26 protein-coding genes are annotated in these 25050 nt (G+C 64.3%); 15 read left to right on the forward strand and 11 right to left on the reverse strand.

Translation table 11 applies throughout. The annotated features are described in order from the left end of the window. Window positions 1-76 precede the first annotated feature (76 nt). Both F3H95_RS02550 and F3H95_RS02555 read left to right on the forward strand, forming a co-directional pair. The gene (locus F3H95_RS02550; protein ID WP_149744821.1) at window positions 77-373 is read left to right on the forward strand and encodes a nucleotidyltransferase domain-containing protein; all 297 of its coding nucleotides are present in this window, start codon (window positions 77-79) and stop codon (window positions 371-373) included. Beyond that, window positions 373-711 (forward strand): HepT-like ribonuclease domain-containing protein, encoded by a 339-nt coding sequence (locus F3H95_RS02555; protein WP_149744822.1) that lies wholly within the window; start codon window positions 373-375, stop codon window positions 709-711. Before F3H95_RS02550 ends, F3H95_RS02555 begins: the two co-directional genes overlap by 1 nt. Here the strand turns inward: F3H95_RS02555 and F3H95_RS02560 are convergent. After that, window positions 700-1056 carry an antibiotic biosynthesis monooxygenase gene (locus F3H95_RS02560; RefSeq protein ID WP_149744823.1) on the reverse strand — a complete coding sequence of 119 codons (357 nt, stop codon included), beginning with the start codon at window positions 1054-1056 and terminating at the stop codon, window positions 700-702. The two genes, F3H95_RS02555 and F3H95_RS02560, sit on opposite strands and share 12 nt — an antisense overlap. Next, window positions 1053-1382, reverse strand: a complete 330-nt coding sequence (locus F3H95_RS02565) for an NIPSNAP family protein (protein ID WP_149744824.1) — start codon at window positions 1380-1382, stop codon at window positions 1053-1055. Before F3H95_RS02565 ends, F3H95_RS02560 begins: the two co-directional genes overlap by 4 nt. 74 nt (window positions 1383-1456) lie before the next feature. On the opposite strand from F3H95_RS02565, the gene F3H95_RS02570 reads away from it, so the two are divergent. Together F3H95_RS02570 and F3H95_RS02575 are read left to right on the forward strand one after the other, a co-directional pair. Next, window positions 1457-2155, forward strand: coding sequence for a winged helix-turn-helix domain-containing protein (locus tag F3H95_RS02570; protein ID WP_143124983.1), 699 nt, complete (start codon window positions 1457-1459; stop codon window positions 2153-2155). Between the two features lie 115 nt (window positions 2156-2270). Beyond that, window positions 2271-2960 (forward strand): HAD family hydrolase, encoded by a 690-nt coding sequence (locus F3H95_RS02575; protein ID WP_143124982.1) that lies wholly within the window; start codon window positions 2271-2273, stop codon window positions 2958-2960. Window positions 2961-2972: 12 nt separating this feature from the next. On the opposite strand, the gene F3H95_RS02580 is transcribed toward F3H95_RS02575, so the two are convergent. After that, window positions 2973-5681 (reverse strand): autotransporter domain-containing protein, encoded by a 2709-nt coding sequence (locus tag F3H95_RS02580; RefSeq protein ID WP_149744825.1) that lies wholly within the window; start codon window positions 5679-5681, stop codon window positions 2973-2975. 342 nt (window positions 5682-6023) lie between these two features. Further along, window positions 6024-6608: a PilZ domain-containing protein gene (locus tag F3H95_RS02585; RefSeq protein WP_244617854.1), complete on the reverse strand. Its 585-nt coding sequence runs from the start codon at window positions 6606-6608 to the stop codon at window positions 6024-6026. A gap of 251 nt (window positions 6609-6859) precedes the next feature. On the opposite strand from F3H95_RS02585, the gene thrC reads away from it, so the two are divergent. From thrC to F3H95_RS02605, 4 genes are all read left to right on the forward strand, one after another. Continuing rightward, window positions 6860-8266: a threonine synthase gene (gene thrC / locus F3H95_RS02590; protein ID WP_185969791.1), complete on the forward strand. Its 1407-nt coding sequence runs from the start codon at window positions 6860-6862 to the stop codon at window positions 8264-8266. A gap of 26 nt (window positions 8267-8292) precedes the next feature. After that, the gene (locus tag F3H95_RS02595; RefSeq protein ID WP_143124979.1) at window positions 8293-9591 is read left to right on the forward strand and encodes a pitrilysin family protein; all 1299 of its coding nucleotides are present in this window, start codon (window positions 8293-8295) and stop codon (window positions 9589-9591) included. Window positions 9592-9652: 61 nt separating this feature from the next. Next, window positions 9653-10267: a GNAT family protein gene (locus F3H95_RS02600; RefSeq protein ID WP_143124978.1), complete on the forward strand. Its 615-nt coding sequence runs from the start codon at window positions 9653-9655 to the stop codon at window positions 10265-10267. Between the two features lie 2 nt (window positions 10268-10269). Beyond that, window positions 10270-13170 (forward strand): EAL domain-containing protein, encoded by a 2901-nt coding sequence (locus F3H95_RS02605; protein WP_188134292.1) that lies wholly within the window; start codon window positions 10270-10272, stop codon window positions 13168-13170. A gap of 159 nt (window positions 13171-13329) precedes the next feature. Here F3H95_RS02605 and F3H95_RS02610 read toward each other — a convergent pair whose 3' ends face one another. The 3 genes from F3H95_RS02610 to F3H95_RS02620 all read right to left on the reverse strand — a co-directional run bounded on the left by F3H95_RS02610 (window position 13330) and on the right by F3H95_RS02620 (window position 15383). Further along, entirely contained in the window at window positions 13330-14391 is a 1062-nt protein-coding gene (locus F3H95_RS02610) for a putative zinc-binding metallopeptidase (protein WP_149744827.1), read from the reverse strand. 87 nt (window positions 14392-14478) lie between these two features. Continuing rightward, on the reverse strand, window positions 14479-14670 hold the full coding sequence (locus F3H95_RS02615; RefSeq protein ID WP_143124975.1) for a CsbD family protein: 192 nt from the start codon (window positions 14668-14670) through the stop codon (window positions 14479-14481). A gap of 107 nt (window positions 14671-14777) precedes the next feature. Next, a complete protein-coding gene (locus F3H95_RS02620; protein WP_143124974.1) occupies window positions 14778-15383 on the reverse strand; it encodes a YqgE/AlgH family protein in 606 nt (201 codons plus the stop codon). Between the two features lie 243 nt (window positions 15384-15626). Here F3H95_RS02620 and F3H95_RS02625 point away from each other — a divergent pair, with 243 nt between their 5' ends. The 3 genes from F3H95_RS02625 to F3H95_RS02635 all read left to right on the forward strand — a co-directional run bounded on the left by F3H95_RS02625 (window position 15627) and on the right by F3H95_RS02635 (window position 19260). Continuing rightward, a complete protein-coding gene (locus tag F3H95_RS02625; protein ID WP_149744828.1) occupies window positions 15627-16472 on the forward strand; it encodes a protein-disulfide reductase DsbD domain-containing protein in 846 nt (281 codons plus the stop codon). A 61-nt stretch (window positions 16473-16533) separates the two neighbouring features. Continuing rightward, window positions 16534-17019, forward strand: coding sequence for a peroxiredoxin (locus F3H95_RS02630; RefSeq protein ID WP_143124972.1), 486 nt, complete (start codon window positions 16534-16536; stop codon window positions 17017-17019). A gap of 297 nt (window positions 17020-17316) precedes the next feature. Beyond that, complete coding sequence (locus tag F3H95_RS02635; protein ID WP_149744829.1) at window positions 17317-19260, forward strand: methyl-accepting chemotaxis protein; 1944 nt, start codon at window positions 17317-17319, stop codon at window positions 19258-19260. A 74-nt stretch (window positions 19261-19334) separates the two neighbouring features. On the opposite strand, the gene F3H95_RS02640 is transcribed toward F3H95_RS02635, so the two are convergent. Both F3H95_RS02640 and F3H95_RS02645 read right to left on the reverse strand, forming a co-directional pair. After that, entirely contained in the window at window positions 19335-20630 is a 1296-nt protein-coding gene (locus F3H95_RS02640; RefSeq protein ID WP_149744830.1) for an MFS transporter, read from the reverse strand. Window positions 20631-20756: 126 nt separating this feature from the next. Continuing rightward, a complete protein-coding gene (locus F3H95_RS02645) occupies window positions 20757-21170 on the reverse strand; it encodes a MarR family transcriptional regulator (RefSeq protein ID WP_149744831.1) in 414 nt (137 codons plus the stop codon). 120 nt (window positions 21171-21290) lie between these two features. On the opposite strand from F3H95_RS02645, the gene F3H95_RS27605 reads away from it, so the two are divergent. Genes F3H95_RS27605 through F3H95_RS02660 form a run of 4 tightly spaced genes read left to right on the forward strand, consistent with a single transcriptional unit; the run spans window position 21291 to window position 23968 of the window. Beyond that, a complete protein-coding gene (locus F3H95_RS27605) occupies window positions 21291-21413 on the forward strand; it encodes a hypothetical protein (protein ID WP_280177820.1) in 123 nt (40 codons plus the stop codon). Then, the gene (locus F3H95_RS02650; protein ID WP_149744832.1) at window positions 21410-22180 is read left to right on the forward strand and encodes an ABC transporter ATP-binding protein; all 771 of its coding nucleotides are present in this window, start codon (window positions 21410-21412) and stop codon (window positions 22178-22180) included. Before F3H95_RS27605 ends, F3H95_RS02650 begins: the two co-directional genes overlap by 4 nt. Next, window positions 22177-23049, forward strand: a complete 873-nt coding sequence (locus tag F3H95_RS02655; RefSeq protein WP_143124967.1) for a metal ABC transporter permease — start codon at window positions 22177-22179, stop codon at window positions 23047-23049. Before F3H95_RS02650 ends, F3H95_RS02655 begins: the two co-directional genes overlap by 4 nt. Window positions 23050-23068: 19 nt before the next feature. After that, window positions 23069-23968 (forward strand): metal ABC transporter substrate-binding protein, encoded by a 900-nt coding sequence (locus F3H95_RS02660; RefSeq protein ID WP_149744833.1) that lies wholly within the window; start codon window positions 23069-23071, stop codon window positions 23966-23968. Window positions 23969-24044: 76 nt separating this feature from the next. On the opposite strand, the gene F3H95_RS02665 is transcribed toward F3H95_RS02660, so the two are convergent. Next, window positions 24045-24515: a GNAT family N-acetyltransferase gene (locus F3H95_RS02665; RefSeq protein WP_149744834.1), complete on the reverse strand. Its 471-nt coding sequence runs from the start codon at window positions 24513-24515 to the stop codon at window positions 24045-24047. Between the two features lie 212 nt (window positions 24516-24727). Beyond that, the gene (locus F3H95_RS02670; RefSeq protein ID WP_149744835.1) at window positions 24728-25036 is read right to left on the reverse strand and encodes a Dabb family protein; all 309 of its coding nucleotides are present in this window, start codon (window positions 25034-25036) and stop codon (window positions 24728-24730) included. Window positions 25037-25050: the final 14 nt, after the last annotated feature.

Raw genomic sequence — 25050 nt, forward strand, 5'->3', positions numbered from 1 at the left:
CTGAAGGCGGCACCGCCTGACGCGAAAATTGTGGCACGGATGGTGTCAAAGCCCGATCTGCGCTATCCTTTCGCCCATGAAGAAGGACGAGGCCATCCGACAGCTGACCGCGCGGGCCGATGCCATCCGGGCACTCGGCGCAACCGCGCTCTACCTGTTCGGCTCGGTTGTGCGCGACGAGGCCAGGGAAACGAGCGATCTCGACCTGTTCATCGATTATGATGCCGCGAAGAAATTTTCTCTGCTGGATCTGGTCGGCCTCAAGCTCTTCCTTGAGGAGGAACTGCGGCTGGACGTGGACGTGACCACACGCAACAGCCTGCATCCCGTCCTCAGGGATCGCATCATCGCATCGGCCGAACGGATTTTCTGATGCCGCGGGACGTGACCGTCGTACTTGATGAAATGCTGGAGACGATCGCACGGCTGCAAGCCGCAACCGAGGGCAGAACGCTTGAGCACCTGGCTTCTGATTGGTTCTTTCGCATGGCGACAGAAAGGGCAATCGAAGTCCTGTCCGAAGCATGCCGCCATCTGCCCGATGACCTGCTGGCGGGCGAACCGCAAATTCCCTGGAAGCGTGTGCGCGGCATGGGTAATGTCCTGCGCCATGAATACCACCGCATTGCCGCAGATGTGATATGGGACGTCGTCACGCATGACCTCCCGCCGCTCGAGGCCGCACTGTTGCGCCTCCGATCAAGGCCTTGAAGCCGATTCGACCTCCCGGCTATCCACCGGCGCCTCCGCCCGTTCGAACATGCCGTAATCGCGCAGCACATGGCCGATGCGCAGGCGATAGTCGGCAAAGATCTCGCGGCGCCCGGCCCGTTGCGCGGCGCGATGTGCTTCCCGGGTGCGCCACACCTTTACCGCCGCCTCGTCACGCCAGAAGGACAGCGACAGAAGCTTGCCGCGCATCGACAGGCTTTCGAAGCGTTCGATGGAGATGAAGCCGTCGATACTTTCCAGGTCCTGGCGCAGTTCGCCGGCAAGGTCGAGATAGCGATGGCGCTCGCCCATATAGGGCACCACTTCGAAAATGACGGCGATCATGCGGGCATCCTCGGGCCATGCGGCAGCGAGACATTGCGCAGGAACAGGCGTTCCTCCTTCAGGATGAAGCGCTCGCGGCTGGCGAAGGCATAGTTTTCCCGGCCGAGCGGGTCCTCGGCGAGGCGCGCGCGATAGGCCTCGTAGGCCGCGAGGCTTTCGATGGAGTAGACGCCGTAGGCGGTGGTCGCCGATCCCTCGTGCGGGGCGAAATAGCCGATCAGATCGGCACCGCAGCGCGGGATGGCCTGGCCCCAGGCGCGCGCATAGTCGGCGAAGCGATCGCGCTTGAACGGGTCGATCTCGTAGCGGATGAAACAGGTGATCATCGTCTTCCTCTCTGGTTGCGATGCGCGCACACTGCCCCATTGCACGCCAATGATGCTTCGGTTACGATCAAACCATGAAAGAAGGACCCGACATTGCCCGCATCGCAACGCTGATCGGCGACCCGGCCCGCGCCAACATGCTGATGGCTTTGATGGGCGGCCAGGCGCTGACCGCGACCGAACTGGCCGGGGCCGCCGGCGTGACGCTGGCAACCGCCAGTGCACACCTCTCCAAGCTGGAGGATGGCGGGCTGCTGTCCCAGCGCCGCCAGGGGCGCCACCGCTATTTCGCGCTGGCCGACAGCGCCGTTGCCGGCCTGCTGGAAAACCTGGCCGGCCTTGCCGCGACGCGCGGGCATCTGCGCCATCGCCCCGGGCCCCGCGACCCGGCGCTGCGGCGTGCACGCATCTGCTATGATCATCTGGCCGGCGATTTCGGCGTGCGCATGCTCGACAGCCTGATCGGACGCGGCGCGATCATGGCAGACGGCGAGGCCTTGCAACTGACGGAGAGCGGCCACCGCTTCTTCTGCGAAATCGGCGTGGATGTGGACGCGCTGAAGACGCCGCGCCGGCCGCTCTGCCGCGCCTGCCTCGACTGGAGCGAGCGCCGCTCGCATCTCGGCGGCGCGCTCGGCAAGGCGATCTTCCAGCACATCCTGGCCGAAGGTCTGGCAAAGCGGGAGCCCGAGAGCCGCGCCATCCGCTTCACCCGTGAAGGCGAGCGCCGTTTTCTCGCCCTCTTCCCGGTCCAGGACGCCGACGCGGCCTGATTGTTCTTGTCGCCATCCTCGTGTAGTCAGGCATCATCCCGCACCTACCGGGGCCTGACGATACGGCGCCCCCTTCAACATCCACGTGAAGATCCCAGCAAAGAGCACTTCTGACATGAGCGGATTCGACCTCATCATCTTCGACTGCGACGGCGTTCTGGTCGATTCGGAAATCATCGCGGCCCAGGTGGAATCCCGCCTGCTGACGGAAGCCGGCTACCCCATCAGCGTCGAGGAAATGGGCGAGCGCTTCGCCGGCATGACCTGGAAGAACATCCTACTTGCCATCGAGCAGGAGGTGGACATCCCCCTCTCCGCCTCGTTGATCGACAAGTCGGAAAAGCTGCTCGACGCGCGGCTGGAGCGCGACGTGAAGGTGATCGACGGCGTGAAGTTCGCCCTGTCTAAGATCACCACACAGGCCTGCATCTGCTCCAATTCCTCAAGCCAGCGCCTCGACATGATGCTGACGAAGGTGGGGCTGAAGCCCTATTTCGCACCGAACATCTTCTCGGCCAAGGATCTCGGGCCGGACCGGGTGAAGCCGCGTCCGGACATTTTCCTGCACGCGATCGACACCTTCAAGGTGAATGCGTCCCGCACCGTGGTGATCGAGGATTCGGTACACGGCATTCACGGCGCGGTGGCCGCCGGCTGCCGGGTGATCGGCTTTACCGGCGCCTCGCACACCTATCCGAGCCATGCCGACCGGTTGACCGATGCCGGCGCCGAAACCGTGATTTCTCGCATGAGCGACCTGCCCGCGACGATCACAGCGCTGGGCGAATGGGTGGGCGCCGTCTGATCCGGCGCGACGTCAGAAGGATACCGAGAGCGCAAGCCTTGCGGTATTGCTGATCTCGTCGGCGGAAAAGATGCCGTTCCAGTTGAAGGTCAGCCGCATGGCAGATGAAAGCCTCGCCTCGATGCCGGCCTTCAGCACCGCCGCGTCGCGCGGCAGCGACACGCCGCCCACGGTGAAGCGCTGCCCGCCGCCATAGGCGAGCGTCGTGTCTGGCGACAGGTCGCCGAACACGTGCCGCCAGCCAAGTTCGGCGGTCAGCGCCATCGGCAACTCGGCAACCGGCAGATCGGTTGCCACGCGCAGGCCGAGCGTGGAGACGGTAACCTCGTCAATACTGTTCGATCCGGACAGCGCCGCCGAGCCCCCCTGCTCCGCAAATCCGTCCGTCCAGAGCCGCACATGCGCAATATTGGCGAAGGGAGTGAGCGTCGCATCGCCGGCGCGAATATCGGAGGAGAGTTCGGCAAAGACCTGCGCCGTATCGCCGTGATAGTCACTGGTCAGCACCTGCGACAGGCTGCCGACATCGATGCTGCGCCGGGTGCTGATGCTGTTGCCGGACCAGAGGGCGCCGCCGCTCAGGGTGACCGGGCCGAACCAGGTGCTGCCGTAGAGGCCGGCGTGATAGGCATCCACATCGGCGTGATCGCCACCCTGCGGTTCGGAGACATGGCTGCGGCTGGCGCCGACCACGACGCCGACACGGCCACCCTCGAACCGGCTGTTGTCGAACAGCAGGGCATCGGCGCCAAGCAGAGCGCCCTTCAGCCTGCTTTTGACCTCCTCGGCATTGCCATCGCCATCGATATGGCCGTTGCCACCGAACACGGCGGCCCAGAAACCGTCCTTGCCTTCGTGGCGCACCTGCATGCGCTCGCGCAGGGCCTCGCGCTGGAACTGGCCGTCTTCCAGAAGCTGGCTCTTCAGGGAGGCATGCAGATCGCCATCCAGCCGCTCGAAGACGGCAGCGGCATCCGCACGCGACATCGACTGGACCGCAAGGTGAAGCCCGTCATTGGCCGGCAGCGCATCCGCGGCATTCGCCGCTGCCCTGGCATTGGCGGTCGAGGCATAGGAGGAGAAGGCGACCGCGTTGCGGTCGAGATCGAGCGTCAGGCTGCCAGCGCCATAGGTGACCAGCGGCGACAGGAAGGCGAAGTCGGAGGTGACACTGGCAAAGGTACCCGACACGCCGCCGGTCGCGGTCAGCAGGGTGTAGCTGACGGAGGGATCGTAGACCTGGCTTGCGGCCTCAAGGGCCAGCGTGCCACCGAGCGTTGCGGTTCCGCCGACGGTGATGCGGTCCGACACGCCGGTCGAGGCAATGTCCGCCTGATAGGTGGAGCCGGCGCCAAGCGTGAGGTTGCCTGTGACGGACAGCGTGGCAAGTCCCGGCCCGGGAGACAGCGTGCCCCCCGAACCGACGGAAAGCGAAGCGACGCTGCCCGTGCCCGAGAGAATGCCGCTGCCCGACACCGTGACCGCACCGAGCACGGTTCCGTCATTGGTCAGCGTACCACCGCTGACGCTCGCCACGCCGGTGATGCTGCCGGTGTTGTCGAAGTCGCCGCCGGTGTTTGTGAGCGATGCGACCGTGCCGCCATTCGTCACGCCGCCGGCATTTACCACAGCGCCCGTGGTACCCGCGCTGTTGTTGACGAGGCTGCCGCCGGCACCGACGCTCACCGAAGCAAGGCTCGCATTGTTGGTGACGGTGCCGCCGGTAATGCTTGTGGTGCCGGTCACGCTGCCGCCGGTATTGTTGGTGAAGCGGCCGCTGGTATTGGCAAGGCTGGCAAGGGCGCCGGAATTGGTGATGTTGCCGGCATTGCTGATGGCGCCCGCCGTTGCACCGGCATTGTTGGTGAAGAGGCCATCCGGACCGACGGTCACGGCGGCAAGCGTGGCGTTGTTGGTCAGCGTGCCACCGGTCACGCTGCTCGCGCCCGAAACGGTACCGCCGGTGTTGTTGGTGAAACTGCCGGCCGTATTCACCAGGGCCGCCAGATTTCCGCCGTTGGAGGCGGTGCCCGCATTGGTGAGCGTGCCGGCGGTGGCACCACTGTTGTTGACGAAGATCGCGCCGCTTGCCACCGAAACGGACGACAGCGTGCCATTGTTGGTCAGCGTGCCGCCGGCAAGATCCGTGGCGCCCAGCACATGGCCCGTCGCATTGTTGGTGGCGATGCCGCCCGACGTGACGATGAGCGCCCCGAGCGTGCCGTTGTTGGTGAAGGTGGCCGCAATGCGCGTATCGCCGCTGATCGTTCCGTCATTCACGGCGCTGCCGCCGGAAAGGCTGAGGTCGCCATCCAGCGTGCCAGAATTCGAGAGAACCCCGCCGGTGACGGTGACATCGGAGGCAAGCCTGCCGCCCACAAGCACCTCGATCAGGCCTGACGACAGGCTGGTGCCGTTGCCGACAGTGAGAGTTGAGAGAACACGCAGCGTACCGCCATCGACCGCAAGCGTGGAAACGGCAGCACCGGATGACACGATGGCAACGCCGGTGCCGATCTCGGCGGCATCGGCTGCTCCCGGTGCTCTGGGCGTGGTGGACCAGTTGGCGCCATTCGTGAAACTGCTATCGGACGCGCCGGTCCAGACGGAGGAAATGCTTTGAGCAACAGCCGGTGGCGCCGCAAGAACGGTGAGGCCAGAGGCCAGCGCCGTCGAAAGCCAAAGCCGGGCCCCGCCGGGACCCAGTCTGCCCACCGCCATGTCATTCTCCCTGTCATCGGAGCAAACAGGAGCTGCATCGCTCCTTCATGCTGCATCAGGGTAGAAGCAGTGGGTTAACGACGGGTTAATGATGCACAAGGAATGGACAAACCTGTCTCATCTCAAGAAAAATCCAGTCTTTCCCGAGAGATATAGCCAATGAACCGCAAGATATGCTGGCCAAATATCCGGCATCGGCGTGTGTATCGTCCAGCTTCTGGGCGATACGTAAAACAGAGAGGCAAGGCATCCCTGGCGACACTGCGTTCGCCGGACATGCCTTGCCTCACCATGGTCAATGCCAGTGAAACGGCAGCGAGGTATTGAGAGCCGGGATGCGCCTCAGCCCTTGCGGCGTGCGCTCTTGCCGACGGCCACCTCTTCGAAGCCGAGACGGACGCGGGTGAAGCGCGACGCCCCACCAACGGTGTTCGGAATTGCGACATCCGGCTTGTTGAACAGGAACTGCGTGGAACCTTCCGGCGGCACGGTGACGGGATAGCTCACCGACTTCGAGTAGATCACCTTGTCACCGTCCAGCACCTCGACCACCACCGGCAGGTTGACGGCGCCGGCCTTGCCGGCCGGACCGAGCACAAGGCGCCCCTGTGCCATCACGTTGATCGTCAGCGTGGTGTCGTTGGCGGTGCAGGCGCGGGTCGCCTCGGCCAGCGAGGCGCGGTAGATCAGCTTGTCCGGATCGTCCTTCGCATTGCCGGCATAGGCACTGCGGATGGCGGTGTCATCCCTCAGCACGACCGGCGGGCAGAAGGCCTGGACCACGGGCGCCACAGGCTGGGCTGCCGGCTCGCTCTGGGTCAGACCGCCCAGCGGTGAGGAAGAATTGCACCCGGCAAGAGCGGCAAGAAGGGAGAGCGACAGAAACCCGAGCGAAGACCTGAACCTGAGCGAAGACTTGCGAAACACGTAATGCGACCCTTTTCTTCCCAACCGCCACCGAACGGACATTCCGGGCTTTCACGGTAAATTTTGATGGTCTATACCAGCGGCGCACGGAAAAATCGATTGGGATTGCAGCCGAATTTTGTCTGGACCGGAAGCCCTGGCGCGAATGTGCCTCCCGGCCGACGCAATCGCCCCCAAAAGGGGGCCGGCCTCGGGCCTGATCGTGATCCACCGCCATCGTCCGCTTCGGACCATCGAACACGCATCCAGGGATAGCTGTCTTGGACTATATTTCTACACGGGGCGATGCGCCCGCTCTCGGTTTTCGTGATGCTCTTCTGGCGGGTCTCGCCCGTGATGGCGGTCTCTACCTGCCGCGGGAATGGCCGGTCTTCACGAAGAAGGACATCCGCGGCCTGCGGGGCAAGTCCTACCAGGAGGTCGCCTTTGCGGTGATGACCCGCTTCGTGGATGGCGAGATCCCCGATGCCGCCCTGAAGGCGATGATCGATGAGGCCTACGCCACCTTCCGGCATCCGGCCGTGGTGCCGCTGGTGCAGGTCGGCCCCAATGATTTCGTGCTGGAACTGTTCCACGGCACCACGCTCGCCTTCAAGGACGTGGCCATGCAGATGCTGGCCCGGCTGATGGATTATGTGCTGGCCGAACGCGGCGAGCGCGCCACCATCGTCGGCGCGACCTCCGGCGATACGGGCGGGGCGGCGATCGATGCCTTTGCCGGACGCGAGCGGACCGACATCTTCATCCTCTTCCCGCATGGCAAGGTCTCGCCCGTGCAGCAGCGGCAGATGACCACCTCGACACACAAGAACGTGCATGCGCTGGCTGTGAAGGGCAATTTCGACGATTGCCAGGATCTGGTGAAGGCCATGTTCAACGACGTCGCCTTCCGCGAAAGCGTGAAGCTGTCCGGCGTCAATTCGATCAACTGGGGCCGCATCATGGCGCAGGTGGTCTATTACTTCACCGCAGCCGTCTCGCTCGGCAGCCCGGACCGCAAGATCTCGTTCACGGTGCCGACCGGCAATTTCGGCGATATCTTCGCCGGCTATGTGGCCAAGCGCATGGGCCTGCCGATCGACCGGCTGGTGATCGCCACCAATGACAACGACATTCTCGCCCGCACCCTGAAGACCGGCCGCTACGAGATGAAGCCGGTGATCGCCACCACCTCGCCGTCCATGGACATCCAGATCTCGTCCAATTTCGAGCGTCTGCTGTTCGAGGCCTATGGCCGCGAGCCCGCTGCCGTACGCTCCGCCATGTCGGGGCTTCGCCAGTCCGGCGCCTTCGAGATCCAGCCGGAAGCGCTCAAGGCAATCCGCCGCGAATTCCGCGCCGGACGCGCCACGCAGAAGCAGGTGGCGCAGACGATCCGCGCAACGCTTGCCGAGACCGGCTACCTTCTCGACCCGCACACGGCGACCGGTGTGTTCGTCGCGGCGAAGAATGCCAGGACCGCAAGCCCGATGGTGACGCTCGCCACCGCGCACCCGGCCAAGTTCCCCGCCTCGGTAGAATCCGCTTGCGGAATTCATCCGTCCCTCCCATCATGGCTTGCTGATCTGATGAACAGGGAGGAGCGCTACGACCTGCTGGAACCCGAGCTTAAGGCGGTGGAAACCTTCATCCACCAGCATGCGCGGGCAAAAGCGTAAGGGCCGCAGTGCCGGAAAGACCGACAATGAATGTTGAAATCACCCGGCTTGCCTCCGGGTTGACCGTCGTGACGCAGAACATGCCGCACCTCGAAAGCGTGGCGCTGGGTGTCTGGATCAAGTCGGGATCGCGCAATGAAACCGTCGACGAGCACGGGATCGCCCATCTTCTCGAACACATGGCCTTCAAGGGCACCGCGCGCCGCTCGGCGCGCGACATCGCCGAAGAAATCGAGAATGTCGGCGGCGAACTGAACGCCGCCACCTCCACCGAAACCACCTCCTATTATGCCCGGGTGCTGAAGGACCACGTTCCACTGGCGATCGACATCCTCGCCGACATCCTCACCGAATCGGCCTTCGATGAAGAGGAACTGCAGCGCGAGAAGCATGTGATCCTGCAGGAGATCGGCGCGGCCAACGATACGCCCGACGATCTGGTCTTCGACCGCTTCTCGGAAACCGCCTATCGTGGCCAGACCATCGGCCGGCCGATCCTCGGCACGCCGGAAACGGTTCAGTCCTTCACACCCGACCAGATCCGCGGCTATCTGTCCCGCAATTATACCACCGACCGCATGTTCGTCGTGGCCGCTGGCGCCGTCGATCACGACACGCTGGTCAGGCAGGTCGAAGAACGCTTCGCGCTTTTGCCGACGAAACCCTCCGCGCCGCCGGTCTTCGAGGCCGCCCGCTATCTCGGCGGCGAGGTGCGCGAGACGCGCGACCTCATGGATACGCAATTGCTGCTCGGCTTCGAGGGCAAGGCCTATCACATGCGGGACTTCTACTGTTCGCAGATTCTGGCCAACATCCTGGGTGGCGGCATGTCGTCCCGCCTGTTCCAGGAGGTGCGCGAGCATCGCGGCCTCTGCTACTCGGTCTACGCCTTCCACTGGGGTTTTTCCGATACCGGCGTGTTCGGCATTCATGCCGCGACCGGCGGCGAAGACCTGCCGGAACTGGTGCCTGTCATCCTCGACGAGCTGCGCAAGTCGTCCGACGTGATCGAGCAGCAGGAAATCGACCGCGCCCGCGCCCAGATCCGCGCCCAGCTTCTGATGGGCCAGGAAAGCCCGGCCGCCCGCGCCGGCCAGATCGCAAGGCAGATGATTCTCTACGGCCGCATCATTCCCAACGTGGAAATGATGGAACGGCTCGCGGGCATCACGACGTCACGATTGACCGATCTTGCCGGGCGGCTGTTTTTCGATACAGTTCCGACATTGTCCGCCATCGGGCCGGTCGAAAAGCTGGCACCGCTTTCGGATATCACGGCGGCACTTTCCTCGCCGCATATCAGGACGCAGAAAGCGACCGGCTGATCACGCGGGCTTTGCCATTCCGTTCAGCGATCGCGCTGGACGGGGTGGAACGGGACATAGGATGACGCGGTCGGTGTTTCGGTTTTTGTCACGTCAGCCGGAGACGCCGGAGCTTTATGGCGACCGGCACCTGCTGCGCCTGCCGCGCTACACCGATTATCGCGAGTGGTATGCGCTGCGTTCGGAAAGCCGTCCCTTCCTGCAGCCCTGGGAGCCGAGCTGGCGACATGACGAGCTGACGGAGGCCTCCTTCCGGGCGCGCGTCACCCGCAATTCACAGGAATTCGCCTCCGGCCTTGCCGTGCCGCTTCTTCTGTTCCGGCGCGAGGACAAGGCCCTGCTGGGCGGCCTGACCATTGGCTATATCCGGCGCGGCGCGGCGCAAAGCTGCATGATCGGCTACTGGATGGGCGAAAAACATGCCGGGCAAGGTCATATGTTTGCCGCACTCCGCCTTGTAGTACCCTACATCTTCTCCGGGCTTCAGTTGCACCGCATCGAGGCAGCCTGTATCCCGGAGAACTGGAAGAGCGTGCGGCTTTTGGAAAAGGCCGGTTTCGAACGGGAAGGTCTCTTGCGCAAATATCTGAAAATCAACGGAGAGTGGCGGGATCACACCCTATACTCGCTGCTGGCGGGCGATCAGGCGGATACCGGGATGCAGGCCGCACAATGAGCATGGCCTCCCCCATTTCCCCGCTGTTCACCCGGGCGCTGGCCATGCTGGCCGCCGGCCTCCTGTTCATCCTCGCGCCGGCCTTTGCCTTCGCCTTCGAACCGGTGAAGATCTCCCGCGACGACCGGGCGCTGGACCTGACGGCCACCACTGATATCTATGCCAACCAGGGCGAGGCCTTCCAGGTCTCGACGGCCGCCGGCACCGACGGCATTCGACGGCGCATCGAGGTGCGCTCGGCAACCCCCGGCCATCAGGGCGACTGGGCGGTGTTTGCGCTGGCCAATGTCTCCGAGGAACAGCTGGAGCGCGTCATCGTCGCCCCGCATTTCCGTCTCGTCGGCTCGCGCATGATCTGGCCGGATCTCGGCTCGCAGCGCATCAATGCCATCACCCCCTCCGAGGGCTTTGCGCTCGATCGCGTGCCGAGCCCGGATGCGGATGTCTTCCGCATCACCCTGAACCCCGGTTCGGTCATCACCTTCGTGGCGGAACTCACCTCGCCGAACCTGCCGCAGATCTATCTGTGGGAGCCGGACGCCTACAAGGATACGGTGAACTCCTTCACGCTCTACCGCGGCATCGTGCTCGGCATTGCCGGCCTGCTGGCGGTCTTCCTCACCATTCTCTTCGTGGTGAAGGGTACCTCCATGCTGCCGGCGGCGGCAGCGCTTGCCTGGGCGGTGCTTGCCTATATCTGCGTGGACTTCGGCTTCCTCGAGAAACTGATCGCCATCAGCTCCAGCGACGAGCGAATATGGCGGGCGGGTGCGGAGGTGGCGCTCGCCTCCTCGCTGGTGATCTTCCTGTTTGCCTATCTCAACCTCAATCGCTGGCACGTGCATCTGGGCTATGCCACCTTTGCCTGGATCGTCGGGCTTGGCCTGCTGTTCGGCGTGGCGATCTACGACCCCTCGATCGCCTCCGGCATTGCCCGCATTTCTCTGGCGCTGACGGCCACCGTCGGCATCGGTCTCATCATCTATCTCGGTCTCAACCGCTTCGACCGCGCCATCCTCCTGGTGCCGACCTGGGCATTGATTCTCGTCTGGCTGTTCGGCGGCTGGCTGACGGTGACCGGCAAGCTTGACAACGACATCATCCAGCCGGCGCTCGGCGGCGGCCTCGTCCTCATCGTTCTGCTGATCGGCTTTACCGTGATGCAGCATGCCTTTGCCGGCGGCGCCTACCAGCAGGGTCTGTTTTCCGATCTGGAGCGCCAGTCGCTGGCGTTGATGGGCAGCGGCGACACGGTGTGGGACTGGGACGTGGCGCGTGACCGGCTGGTGACGACACCCGATATCTCCCTGAAGCTCGGCCTCTCCCCGGGTTCGATGCACGGACCGGCGCGCAACTGGCTGCCGCGTCTTCACCCCGACGACCGCGACCGCTTCAAGGCGACGCTGGACGTGCTGCTGGAACATCGCAAGGGAAAGCTGAACCACGAGTTCCGCATCCGCGCCGAGGACGGGCATTTCCACTGGCTGCAGATCCGCGCCCGGCCGGTGCTGGGGTCCAATGGCGAAATCATCCGCTGCGTCGGCACCATCGTCGACGTGACCGAGCCGAAGAATTCGGTGGAACGGCTGCTGGTCGATGCGATGCACGACAACCTGACCGGCCTGCCGAACCGCCAAGTCTTCCTCGACCGCCTGCAATCGGTGCTGGCCATTGCCGCCACCAGCGATGGCGTGCGCCCGACGGTGCTGGCGATCGACATCGACCGCTACAAGCAGGTCAACGATGCGCTCGGGATTGCCGCCGGCGATAATATTCTGATCGCGCTGACGCGGCGCCTGCGCCGTCTTCTGAAGCCGCAGGATACGCTGGCGCGCATTTCCGGCGACCAGTTCGGCCTCATCCTCGTCTCCGAGCGCGATCCCGGCAAGGTGGCCGATTTCGCCGAGGCCGTCAGTCAGGCGATCATGGTGCCGATCAATTTCGCCAATCGCGAAGTGATCCTGACCGCCTCGATCGGGCTCTGCTCCTGGGTGGACCAGCAGGAAAGTGCGGCCAGCCTTCTCAGCGATGCGGAACTGGCGATGTACCGGGCCAAACGCGCCGGCGGCAACCGGGTGGAGCCCTTCCGCCCCGCCTTCCGCACCAATGCGACGCCAGACCGCCTGCAGATCGAGACGGATCTGCGCCGCGCCATCGAACGCAAGGAACTGTCGCTCGCCTATCAGCCGATCATCCGGCTGAAGGATGGCGAACTGGCGGGCTTCGAGGCGCTGATGCGCTGGGAGCACCCCAAGCGCGGCAGCATTCCGCCAGCCGAATTCATCCCGATCGCCGAGATGTGCGAGCTGATCGGGCCGCTCGGGCTTTTCGCACTGGAATGTGCAACGGCCGATCTGACGAGCTGGGAAAAGCAGGCGGGCGAACTGCCGATCTTCCTGTCGGTGAACCTCTCCAGCGCGCAGCTGCTGAATGCGGATCTCTACACGGAAATCCGCGCGCTTCTTGCCCGCACCGATGTCAATCCTGCCCGGCTCAAGCTGGAGCTGACGGAATCCATGATGCTGGAAAATCCGGAACAGGCGCGACTGGTGCTTGCCAAGCTGCAGGATCTCGGCATCAGCCTTGCGATCGACGATTTCGGCACCGGCTATTCCTCGCTTGGCCAGCTGACCCAGTTCCCCTTCGACACCATCAAGCTCGACAAGTCGCTTGTCACCAACGACAGCGACAAGGGGCTGGTGGTGTTGCGCTCGGTGATCGCCATGGCGCGCGCCATGGACATGTCGATCGTGGCCGAGGGCATCGCCTCCGACGAGGCAGCGGTGGAACTGGCCAAGATGGGATGCCAGTTCGGCCAGAGCTTCCTGTTCGGTGCGCCCATGGCGCCCGACGCCGTGCAGCGCCTGCTGAAGGAACGGTTTCCGCTGACCAAGCGCGCGTAGCCGTTCGCGGCACCTCGCGTCACCGCCGGCGCGCGCAGCAGCGCGGGCCGGCGCCGTCCGGATGCCGCAGATGCCGCAGCGCGGCATGTTCATCCGGGCAAGGAGAAAGGCAACCGGCACCGCCAGTCGCCCTGCCGGCATGCCAGCCGGGCCGTCGCCTCACGTCCGCCCTTGCACCAGCCCGTGGATGAATTCCAGCTTGGCCACCACCGTCGGCGTCAGGATGAAGGGGTAGAGATCGGGGACGCCGAGCGAGCGATGGATGCTGTTCAGCGCCACGCTGAAGGGCACCCAGGCATCGACCAGCTGCGCGGCGCTGCGGGCGCGATAGGGATCGAAGGCCACTTCCGTGGCAAGATCCTCATGGCCGTGCGGTTCCACCACCAGTCCGAAGGCACGCGCGGTTTCCAGCGTATCGACGATATGCAGATAGTGGGCGAAGCACTCGGCAAAATCCTCCCACGGATGGCTGCTGGCATAGGTGCTGATGAAATGCTCCTGCCAGTCGGCCGGCGGCCCCGCCTCGTAGTTGCGGCGCAGGGCTTCGGCATAGTCCTGCCGTTCGTCGCCGAAGGCATCGCGGAACGGGGCAAGACGGTCGCGGTCCCGCACCAGTTTTTCCCAGATGTAGTGCCCCGTCTCATGGCGGAAATGGCCGAGCAGCGTGCGGTAGGGCTCGTTCATCGAGACACGCACCTTTTCGCGCGTCACGTCGTCGGCTTCCGCGGCGCGGATGGCGATGACGCCGCTTTCATGGCCGGTCATGGCGGGCTTGACGCTGCCGTCCGGCAGCACCTCATCGACGAGATAGTCGAAGACCAGTCCGTGTTCGGGATCTTCCGTGCGCGTCGTCAGCGGCAGGTTCCATCTCAGCAGCGAATAGAACAGATGCCGCTGCGCCTGGCTGATGCGGCGCAGCTGCAAGATTCCCTCTTCCATCGACTGATCGGGCAGCAGACGATTGTGGCGGCAGGCAAGACAGAAGGTCTCCTCCCCTTCCGCCGGCACCGTCCAGTTGCAGATGTCGTTGACCGCATTGGCGCAGGGCCGCACGGCCTGCCAGCGATCGGACACCAGCCGCCAGGTGCCGTCAGGGCATTCGCTGAGTGCATGCATGGCCAGCCGCTGCGGCACGAAGGCAAGGCGATGGCCGCAATTGACGCAGTCGCGGTTGTCGAAATGGATCGACTGGCCGCAGTGATCGCATTGATAGAGACGCATGTGGTGAGATCCCAAGCAGCGGGTCAGAAGAAAGCCTGCCCCGCGCGGCAGCGCGGAGCAGGCTTGGCATCAGGGATGAAGCGTCCATCAGGCGCGATCGACGAGGCCCTTCACGGCATCCTTGGCTTCACCCTTGGCATGCTGGGCCTTGCCCTTGGCTTCCTGGACAGCGCCCTTGGCCTTCATCGAGCGGTCATCCGTCATGTCGCCGGCCGCCTGACGGGCCTTGCCGGCAATTTCGTTGGCCTTGCCGCTTACCTTGTCGCTCATGCTGCTCATGGGTCTTCTCCTCGTTGTGCCATCATCATGATGGCGTTCGGGAGAAAAACGCATCCGACCGATGGTTGGTTCCGCCCAGGATGCAACCAACCGCCGGCGGGCCGGGGTCAGGCGTGGCCGGCCTCGCGCGACAGAAGCTCCGGTCGCACCCCCATCAGCGCCAGCGCCCGGTCATATTTGCCCTCGAGGGCGGTATCGAAGATCAGATCCTCGCTCGCCGGGCAGTTCAGCCAGCCGTTGGCGGCGATTTCCGCCTCCAGCTGGCCCGGCCCCCAGCCGGCATAGCCGAGCAGCATGGTGGCGCGGCTCGGACCACGGCCGTTATAGATCGCGCGCACGATGTCGAGCGTGGCCGTCAGCGAAATGTCGTCGCTGACGGGAATGCTGCTGTCGCTCGAATAATCGTCCGAGTGCAGCACGAAGCCGCGCCCGGTTTCCACCGGGCCGCCGCCAAGGATCGGAAAATCCCGGGTCTGGCTTGGCAGCATGATGGCTTCCGGCTGGTCCACCAGCTTGAGGTGCAAGAGGATTTCGGTGAAGGAGATCGGCTGCGGGCGGTTGATGATGAAGCCCATGGCACCGGCCGTGGAATGGGCACAGACATAAACCACCGTACGTTCGAAGTTTCCGTCCTGCATGCCCGGCATGGCGATCAGGAACTGGCCATCCAGAAATCCCCGCTCCTGCCTGTCCGTGAGTATCGACAATGCCATCGTGCCTCCTTGAGCGGTAGGCCCGGCCCTCGGGCGGGGCGGCTTCAACAAATGTGGATCCCGGACACCAGGATCCGGGGGCGGGCACCGGATGCGGCGGATCGCAAAACCCGCATCCAGCGCGTGCCGAACAATCCACACCCAACCAACATGGGGCAGGCCTTATCTGCAATCAACCGAAAATGATGCCGCTTTCACGCTTGTGACTGGAAGCGGCCGTATCGCTCGGCTAAATCTCGGGACATGAGCATCAAACTGCGCCTTTCTTTCCGTCGTCATGCGAGTGCTGCCCTGCTGGCGGCGACAGCCCTGCTTCCGGCACATGGCACGCAGGCGGCCACCAGCAACTGGGCGCAGAATGATGGCGGGCGCATGCGAATCATCGCGCTGCCGGCAACCGCTGACGGAACCGTGCAGGGCGCCCTGCAGATCGAGCCGACGCGCGGCTGGATCACCTACTGGAAGGAACCCGGCCAGGCCGGCATCCCCCCGCAGGTCGTGGTGTCGCCCGGCAACGGAATCACGCTGGAAAAGATGGATTTCCCGGTGCCCAGCCTGTTCGATGCCGGCGGGATCAAGGATCTCGGCTATGACCATGCGGTCACCCTGCCCTTCACCCTGAAGGTGGCCGCCCCCTCAGCGCCGCTGAAGATCCGCGCCAGCGCCTTCATCGGGCTTTGCCGCAACATCTGCATTCCCTTCCAGGCGGATTTCGAGGTGGATCTGACCCGGGCGAACGGCCTGCCGCTGGAGGAAAACCTGATCCTCGACGAGGCCCGGCGCAAGCTGCCGGAAAAGCCCTCCGACGATTTCAGCGTGACCCACTACATGGTTGCGAATGGACGCGAGAAACTGAGCCTGGCCCTGAGGTTGCCGGAAGGCGTGGAGAAGCCGCAGATCTTCGTGGCGACGCCCGGCGGACGGGTTCTCTTTGACCAGGCAAGCCCGCGGCGCATCGAGGGATTGTATGTCGTGGACATGCCATTCGGCAAGCATCCGCCCGGCGAAAGCGCCACCACCGACAAGCACTGGGACATTCTGGTGATTGCCGGCAACCGTGCCATGGAAACCAAGCTTGCCTTCGATTGAGCCCGCTCTATAGTCGCGGTCGACATTGCCTGCCTGCCATTTTGCCATCAAGGAGACCATCATGACGATTACCGTCGGCGATACCCTGCCTGCCGCCACCTTCAAGGAAAAGACCAGCGATGGCCCGGTCGAGGTCACGACCTCGGACCTGTTCAAGGGCAAGAAGGTGGTGCTGTTTGCCGTGCCGGGCGCCTTCACCCCCACCTGCTCCATGAACCACCTCCCGGGCTATCTGGAAAACCGCGATGCGCTGCTGGAGCGCGGCGTGGACGACATCGCGGTTCTCGCCGTCAACGACTGGTTCGTGATGGGCGCCTGGGCGGAAAAGAGCGGCGGCGCGGGCAAGATCCACTTCCTGTCCGACTGGGACGCCTCCTTCACCAAGGCGCTCGGCCTCGACATGGATCTGTCGGCAGCCGGTCTCGGCACGCGCTCCAAGCGCTATTCCATGCTGGTCGAGGACGGCGTGGTGAAGTCGCTCAACATCGAGGAAAATGCCGGTCAGGCGACTGTTTCCGGCGCCGCGGCCATGCTGGAACAGCTCTGAGCCCGAAGGCCGGGTTTTCCGACAGAAAGCGGTCCGCAAGGGCCGCTTTTTTTGTTGCGACACGCCCCCTGCGCGCGCATGACGCCTCGGGCGACATTAAGCATTTCCTAAGCTTGTCTACCTAATATAGGTATCGCTAAAATACGATATTGCATCAGGCAATGCGATTTGGCGTGCGTTCCGGCATGTGCGGGGCCTTGTGGCACCGGCACTGAGACAGGGCAGCGCACCATCCAGCCGCCAGACCGGGAATGACATCTCGACGGCTGCCCATGCCCGCCAGATTCAGAGGTCAACGTGCGCAACCTATCGATCATCGGAAAGTTTCTGCTCATCATCGCCGGCTTCGGCGTGATGACCCTTGGCATTTCCTTCTACCAGAACCGGCAATTGTTCATGGTGGATACGAGCTATAGCCAACTCCTGGACGGCGAAGCCAAGGCCGGCATCTATCTCGCGCGCTCCAATCGCGCGCTGCAGGCCGTGCGCGGCAACATCGGCGACATCCTGATGTCGCGCAGCGAAGAGCTGAACAACAAGGCAGACGCATCGCTGAAGGATGTGCAGGACCAGTTCATCAAGTATATGGACATCGCCGCCGCTGCCCTGCCTTCCAAGACGGAAATCCCGCAGCTGAAGGCGGAGGGTCTGCGCATCATCAACGAGATCTGCGCGCCCGCCATTGCCGCAGGCCGCGCCTCGACGACGGAACCCGAAATCATCGCTTCCCAGCAACTGTTCCTGGAAAAGTGCCAGCCGTCCTTCGGCGTGATCTCGCCCAAGTTCACGGCGGTCACGACGGCGGTGGTGGATTCGTCCGCGGCAGAAAGCGACCGCCTGTCCGACATGGTGGCCCGTTCCGCCGTCTTCACCATGGCGGTGGTCGTCGGTGCGCTGGTGATCGTTCTGGCGCTTGGCTATTTCGCCATCCGCGCCTGGGTCACGCGTCCGATCGGCACGCTGTCGGAGACGATGAAGACGCTTGCCAAGGGTGATCTGACGGTGGTCGTGAACGAGACCGATCGCGGCGACGAGATCGGCGGCATGGCCAAGGCCGTGCAGGTCTTCAAGGACAATGGCCTGAGGGCCCGCGACATGGAACGCGACGCAGAGAGCAACCGCAGCGCCAGCGAGGCCGAACGCGCCCGCGCCGCCGAAGCAGAGCGCCAGCGCGCCAAGGAGATGGCGCAGGCCACCTCCGGTCTCGCCGAGGGTCTCAAGCATCTCTCCAGCGGTGACCTGACCTTCCGCCTCAACGAGCCCTTCGCCTCCGACTTCGAATCGCTGCGCGCCGACTTCAACGCCGCCGTGAAGCAGCTCGCAGACAGCCTGCGCACCGTCGCCGATGCCACCGGCTCGATCGACAGCGGCGCCCGCGAGATCAGCCAGAGCGCCGAGGATCTCTCCAAACGCACCGAGCAGCAGGCCGCGTCGCTGGAAGAAACCGCCGCCGCCCTGGATCAGATCACCACCAATGTGGCGAATGCCTCCAAGCGCACCGAGGAAGCCCGTCACGTCGCGATGGAAGCCAACAAGTCGGCCCGCCGCTCCGGCGAGGTGGTCTCCAATGCCGTCTCCGCCATGCAGCGTATCGAGCAGTCCTCCAACCAGATTTCCTCGATCATCGGCGTGATCGACGAGATCGCCTTCCAGACCAACCTCCTGGCGCTGAATGCCGGCGTGGAAGCGGCGCGCGCCGGTGAAGCCGGCAAGGGGTTTGCCGTCGTTGCCCAGGAAGTCCGCGAGCTTGCCCAGCGCTCCGCCCAGGCTGCCAAGGAGATCAAGGATCTCATCCGCAACTCGGTCGACGAAGTCTCCACCGGCGTGCGGCTGGTTCAGGAAACCGGTGACGTGCTGAAGGTGATCGAGGACCAGGTCATCGCGATCAACACCCAGCTCGATGCAATTGCCACCTCTGCCAAGGAACAGTCGGTCGGTCTCGCCGAGGTCAACACCGCCGTCAACCAGATGGACCAGACCACGCAGCAGAACGCCGCGATGGTGGAAGAATCCACCGCCGCCAGTTCCTCGCTTGCTGGCGAAGTGCGCCGTTTGCGCGACATCATCGCCGACTTCCGCCTTGGCGCCAGCGATGCAGGCCTTCCCCGCCGGCCGGAAGCGGTGCGGGCCGGCCATGCCCCGGCGGCCGCCCCCTCCCCGGCCCGCCGCATGATGGCCAAGGTCGCCGGCGCGATCACTGGCGGCGGCGGTGCCGCCGCCGAAAGCTGGGAAGAGTTCTGAGCGCTCGCCCGACGCTGACGCAAACAAGGAAGGGGGAGAGGCGATGCCTCTCCCCCTTTCGCATTGTGCCCTCCTCAGGCCGCCTGCGGGAGCGGCTGCGGCCGTGCCGGCTTCTTCAGCAACATGACGACAAGTGCCGCCAGGATGCACATGACGCCGGCAATCTGCAGCGCGGGCATATAGGTATCGAAATCGCTGCGGAAATAGCCGGCGCCGAAGGCGGCGGTGGCCGCACCGATCTGATGGCCGGTAAACACCCAGCCGAACACGAGACCCGCCTTTTCACGGCCGAAGTTTTCCGCCGCGAGCTTGACCGTCGGCGGCACGGTCGCCACCCAATCCAGCCCGTAGAAAACCGCAAAGACCGACAGCTCGATCACGCTGAAGCCGGAAAAGGACAGGTAGATCAGCGAGAGGCCGCGCAGGCCATAGAACCAGAACAGCAGCACGCGGTTGTCAAACCGGTCCGACAGCCAGCCGGCGAAGATCGTGCCGACGAAATCGAACATGCCGATGACGGCAAGCGTTCCGGCCGCGGTCACCGCCGCCATGCCGAAATCGCCGCAGATCGAGATCCAGTGCGTCTGGATGAGGCCGTTGGTGGAGAGGCCGCAGACGAAGAAGGTGCCGAACAGCGCCCAGAACACCGGATTGTTCGAGACGCTTTTCAGCGTGATCAGCGGCGAGGCGAGCGTGGCCAGAAGCTTGTGATCCTGCCTGACGGGCTTTGTCACCTGCGTTTCGCCATAGGGGGCAAGGCCGAGATCGGCCGGATGATCACGCATCAGGGCAAGCACCAGCAGCATGGCAGCCGCGATGACGGTGACAGACAGCGTCAGCGCCGCGCGCCAGCCATAGGCTTCCGTCAGCGCGGCGAGGATCGGCAGGAAGACCAGCTGGCCGGTGGCATTGCTCGCCGTCATCAGGCCGACCACGAGGCCGCGCCGCTTGGAAAACCAGCGGGTTGCGACGGTGGCGCCCAGCACGAGCGCCGTCATGCCGGTGCCGACGCCGACCACGACGCCCCACAGCAGCAGCAATTGCCAGACCTTCGTCATGAACATCGAGGCGACGATACCGGCAAAGATCAGGGACAGTGCCGTCGCCACCACCTGGCGCACGCCAAAATGGTTCATGAAGGCGGCGGCAAACGGGCCGAGCAGGCCGAACAGCACGAGACGCACCGCCATGGCGGTGGAGATCTCGGCAATGTCCCAGCCGAATTCCTGATGCAGCGGCTGGATCATCACGCCGGCCGAGCCCATGGCGCCGGCCGTGGCGAGCATGGTGAGAAAGGTGGTCGCCGCGACCACCCAGCCGTAATGCAGGTTTCGGTGCGCCATCCAGCGGGCGACACGGTTGGAAATCATGATGTTCGTCCTTTGCGTGTTCGCCAGAGGGGCCGAGGCAGAGGGGCCTTTGCAGCGGGGCCGTGGCAGGGCGGGTGTGTTGCGGATTTTACGGGCATATGCCCGCTTTTAGGTGCGGGCGATGGTTCAGCAGTCGGTCTGGAGATCGTTCAGAATGTCATGCAGCTGGGCGAGCCTTTCCGCCCCCAGCCGCGTCTCGATATTGCCTTGCACCGCATCCCAGAGCGGCGCGCCGTCCTCCACCACCTGCCGGCCGGCGTCCGTCAGCGACAGCAGGGCCTCGCGCTGGTCCCGTCCGGTCGCGACGGTGAGAAGGCCCATGCGCTCCAGCACCTTCGTATTGCGTCCCACCGTGGAGCGGTCGAGATCCAGATACTCGGCCAGATCCGTCAGCGAGACCGGCCCGAACCGCCGGACACGCCTCAACAGGCTGAACTGGCCGACATTGATGCCGAGCGGTGCAAGCGCCGCATCGTAAAGCGAAGACAGCTTGCGGGTCGCCTTGCGTAGCGCGATGCAGTGGCAGGAGGCATTGGACATAGATACGTGCATATACCCGCAGTTTGACAAATGCAAGAGGAAGACACAGAGCCAGCCATGTTTCCGCCGCAATCGTTATAACATAACCAATGTTACAAAGTTACATGACGAAGGCACTGCATGTCCCGATCCCCCTCCCCCTTCAGCCTGTTGCAGCAGGCAGCGCTTTCCCGCGCAGCTGTCGCCCTCGTGCTGATCGGCGGCCTGTGGCTTGCCATCTCCTGGGCGGTGGCCCTGCCATGAGCGGCGCGACGACGAAAGCCGCGACGGAGCGCGGCGCGGCGCTGACCCTGCAAAACCTGACGGTGACCTATGATCGCCATCCGGCCGTGCATCATGTGTCCGGAACGCTGAAGGCCGGCAGCCTGACGGCGATTGCCGGGCCGAACGGTGCTGGCAAATCCACGCTGCTGAAGGCCATCGTCGGCGAGCTTCGCCCGGCGGAAGGCCGCATCGAGCATGGACTTGCAGCCCGCGACATCGGTTACCTGCCGCAGGCCGCCGAGATCAACCGGCGCTTTCCGATCAATGTTCTGGATACCGTGCTTCTCGGCGACTGGCACCAGAGCGGCGCCTTCGGACGTGTGGCGAGGGCGGCGCGGGAGCGGGCGCAGGAGGCGCTGTCCACCGTCGGCCTCGACGGCTTCGAGCGCCGGCCGATCGGCTCGCTGTCGGCCGGCCAGTTCCAGCGCGTGCTGTTTGCCCGGCTGCTGATGCAGGAGGCGCGGCTGATCCTGCTGGACGAGCCCTTTACCGCGATCGATGCCCGCACCACGCACGACCTGCTGGCGCTGGTCAGCCGCTGGCATGGCGAAGGCCGCACGGTGGTGGCGGTGCTGCATGATTTCGAGCAGGTGCGCAGCCATTTTCCGGAAACCCTGCTGATTGCCCGCGAACTGATCGGCTGGGGCCCGACGACCGAGGTGATGGCGCCTGCCAATCTTCTGAAGGCGCGCGCCATGGCCGAGCGCTGGGACGAGACCGCCCCCGTCTGCGAGCCCGCCGCATGAGCCTCTACGATCTCTTTCTCGCGCCCCTTGCCGATTACGGCTTCATGCGCCGGGCGCTGGTTGCCTGCCTCTGCCTGTCGCTCGGCTGCGGGCCGATCGGCGTCTTCCTGATGATGCGGCGCATGAGCCTGATGGGCGATGCGCTGAGCCATGCGGTGCTGCCGGGCGCGGCCATCGGCTATCTCGTCGCGGGCTCGCTCTCGCTGACGGCGATGGGGATCGGCGGGCTGATCGCCGGCCTCTCCGTTGCGCTGCTGGCCGGCGTCGTCAGCCGCGCCACAAGCCTTGCCGAGGATGCGAGCTTTGCCAGCTTCTACCTCACCTCGCTCGCGCTCGGCGTGCTGATCGTCTCGCTGCGCGGCTCCAACATCGACCTGCTGCACGTGCTGTTCGGCACCATTCTGGCGATCGATTCCGATGCCTTGATCGAGATCGGCACCATCACATCCGTCACGCTGGTGGCGCTGGCGCTGATCTACCGGCCGCTCGTTGCCGAATGCTTCGACCCCGGTTTTCTCCGCGCCGTTGGCGGTCGCGGGCCGCTTTATCACGTCGCCTTCCTGGTGCTGGTGGTGCTGAACCTCGTTGCGAGCTTCCAGGCGCTCGGCACGCTGATGGCGGTTGGCCTGATGATGCTGCCGGCGGCGATCGCGCAGCTGTGGTCGCGCACCCTGCCGGTGATGCTGGCGATTGCTTCCGTCACCGCCCTTCTCTCCGGCTATCTCGGCCTCATCGCCTCCTATCACCTGGAGCTTGCCTCCGGCCCGACGATCATCGTCACCGCCGCGCTGTTCTATGGCCTCTCGATCCTCATTGCGCCCTCCGGCCTTGCCCGGCGCTATTTCCCCCGCCCGCATCTGACGGGCTAACCCGAAGGAGAATCTTCCGATGTCCCTCCGTTCCCTGCTGCTGGCCACTGCGGCCGGTCCTGCCCTGCTTGCCCTCTCCGCGCCCGTTTCTGCGGCGGAGCTGAAGGCGGTGGCCTCCTTCACCGTGCTGGCCGATGTCGTCCATCAGGTCGGCGGCGACAAGGTGCATGTCGCAAGCCTGGTCGGCCCCGATGGCGACCCCCACGAATTCGAGCCGTCGCCAAGCGACGCCAAGAAGCTGAAGGAAGCCGATGTCGTCTTCGTCAGCGGCGAAGGCCTGGAAGGCTGGATGGATCGGCTGATCACGGCGTCCGGCTTCAAGGGCAAGCCGGTCACCGCCTCGGAAGGCGTCAACACCCGCACCATGGAAGAGGACGGCAAGACCGTCACCGATCCGCATGTGTGGAACAGCCCGGTCAACGTGAAGGTCTGGGTCGCCAATATCGAAAAGGCGCTTTCCGCCGCCGATCCGGCCGATGCCGCCACCTTCAAGGCCAATGCCGAAGCCTATGCCAAGAAGCTCGACGCCATGGACGCCTATGCGCGCGACAAGATCGGCAAGGTGCCGGAGGACCGCCGCAAGGTGCTGACCAGCCATGACGCCTTCGGCTATTTCGGCCGCGAATACAAGGTGACCTTCCTGGCGCCACTCGGCATCTCCACCGAAAGCGAGGCTGCCGCCACCGACGTTGCCAAGCTGATCGACCAGATCAAGGCCGAGCACGTGAAGACCTACTTCTTCGAAAACTCCAACGATCCGCGTCTCGTCAAGCAGGTGGCCAAGGCCACCGGTGCCGAGCCGGGCGGCGAGCTTTACGTGGAATCGCTCTCCAAGGCCAAGGGCCCGGCGCCCACTTATGAAAAGATGTTCCGCTACAACGTGGACCAGCTCGCCGCCGCCATGACCAAGGGCAGCTAAGAGCTTTCAGGGGGGCGCCCCTCACCCTAACCCTCTCCCCGCATTGCGGGGAGAGGGGACACGCGCTGATACACGCTCAGAGATCATGCTCGATCATGCGCGGCCGCAGAACATACCGCTGGCGAACGGTCTCCCCTTCGCACGAAACGTCTCCCGGCACAAAACCACAGCTCTCGTACAGTCCTCTGGCAGGCCCTGCTCCCGGACTGCCTCCGACAAAGGTATCAACCTGAACGATGCACTCCGGAGGCATGGTTGAAAGGGCCGCATTGATGAGGGCCTTGCCAATGCCGAGCCGCTGATGTTGCGATGAAACGGCGAGCCAGCGGATGGCGTAGTCCGTGCCGCTGCCGCCGAAGAGTACGCCTCCCAGAACATTCAGGTTCATAGACTCCGCTTTTGCGCAGAAGGCCTGGCGTTGTGCGATCTTGCGGGTCAAGACAGTCTCGAAATCCGGCATGGGTCCGAAAAGCGGCACCACCTCTTCTGCCAGGCGAAGCCAGGAGGCGACATCTTCATGCTGGGCCAGGCTGATATGAAACCGCATCCCCTCATCTGCCTTCTATGGCGTTTTGTCCGACTGTGGGTGCAAGCTCCCCCTCTGGCTGCCGCCATCTCCCCCACAAGGGGGGAGACCGCGAGGGCACCGAGTTGCCCAAATAAATCGTTCCGCTGTCGGTGATGGGACACCAGGCGGAGCGGCCGGGCTAGCCCCTCTCCCTCGTGGGGAAGGGTTGGAAAGGGGTTCTCCGACGTCTCTCACACCTCCAGATCGAACACCAGAAGTCCGGAAAGGCCGCCATCGCAGGCGGCAACGATGCGCTCACCCACCGCCTTGTGCTCGGGATGATCGAGATAGGCATCACGTGCCGCCGCATTCTCGAAGCTCACGACAAAACCGTCGCGAAAGCCGCCGCTCAAGCCCTCCGGCGAGACATTCGGGCCGGTCCTGATGCTGACGATGCCGGGGATGACGGCCTGAAGCTTTGCCAGATCCTCGTAGATCGATTGCTTGTCGGCAGCCGGCAGCGCGGCCTTCAGGCGCAGGAACACGCAGTGCAGGATCATGGCTTCCTCCTTCA

Source organism: Rhizobium sp. RU35A (assembly GCF_900156005.1).
GTDB classification, from domain to species: Bacteria; Pseudomonadota; Alphaproteobacteria; order Rhizobiales; family Rhizobiaceae; genus Neorhizobium; species Neorhizobium straminoryzae.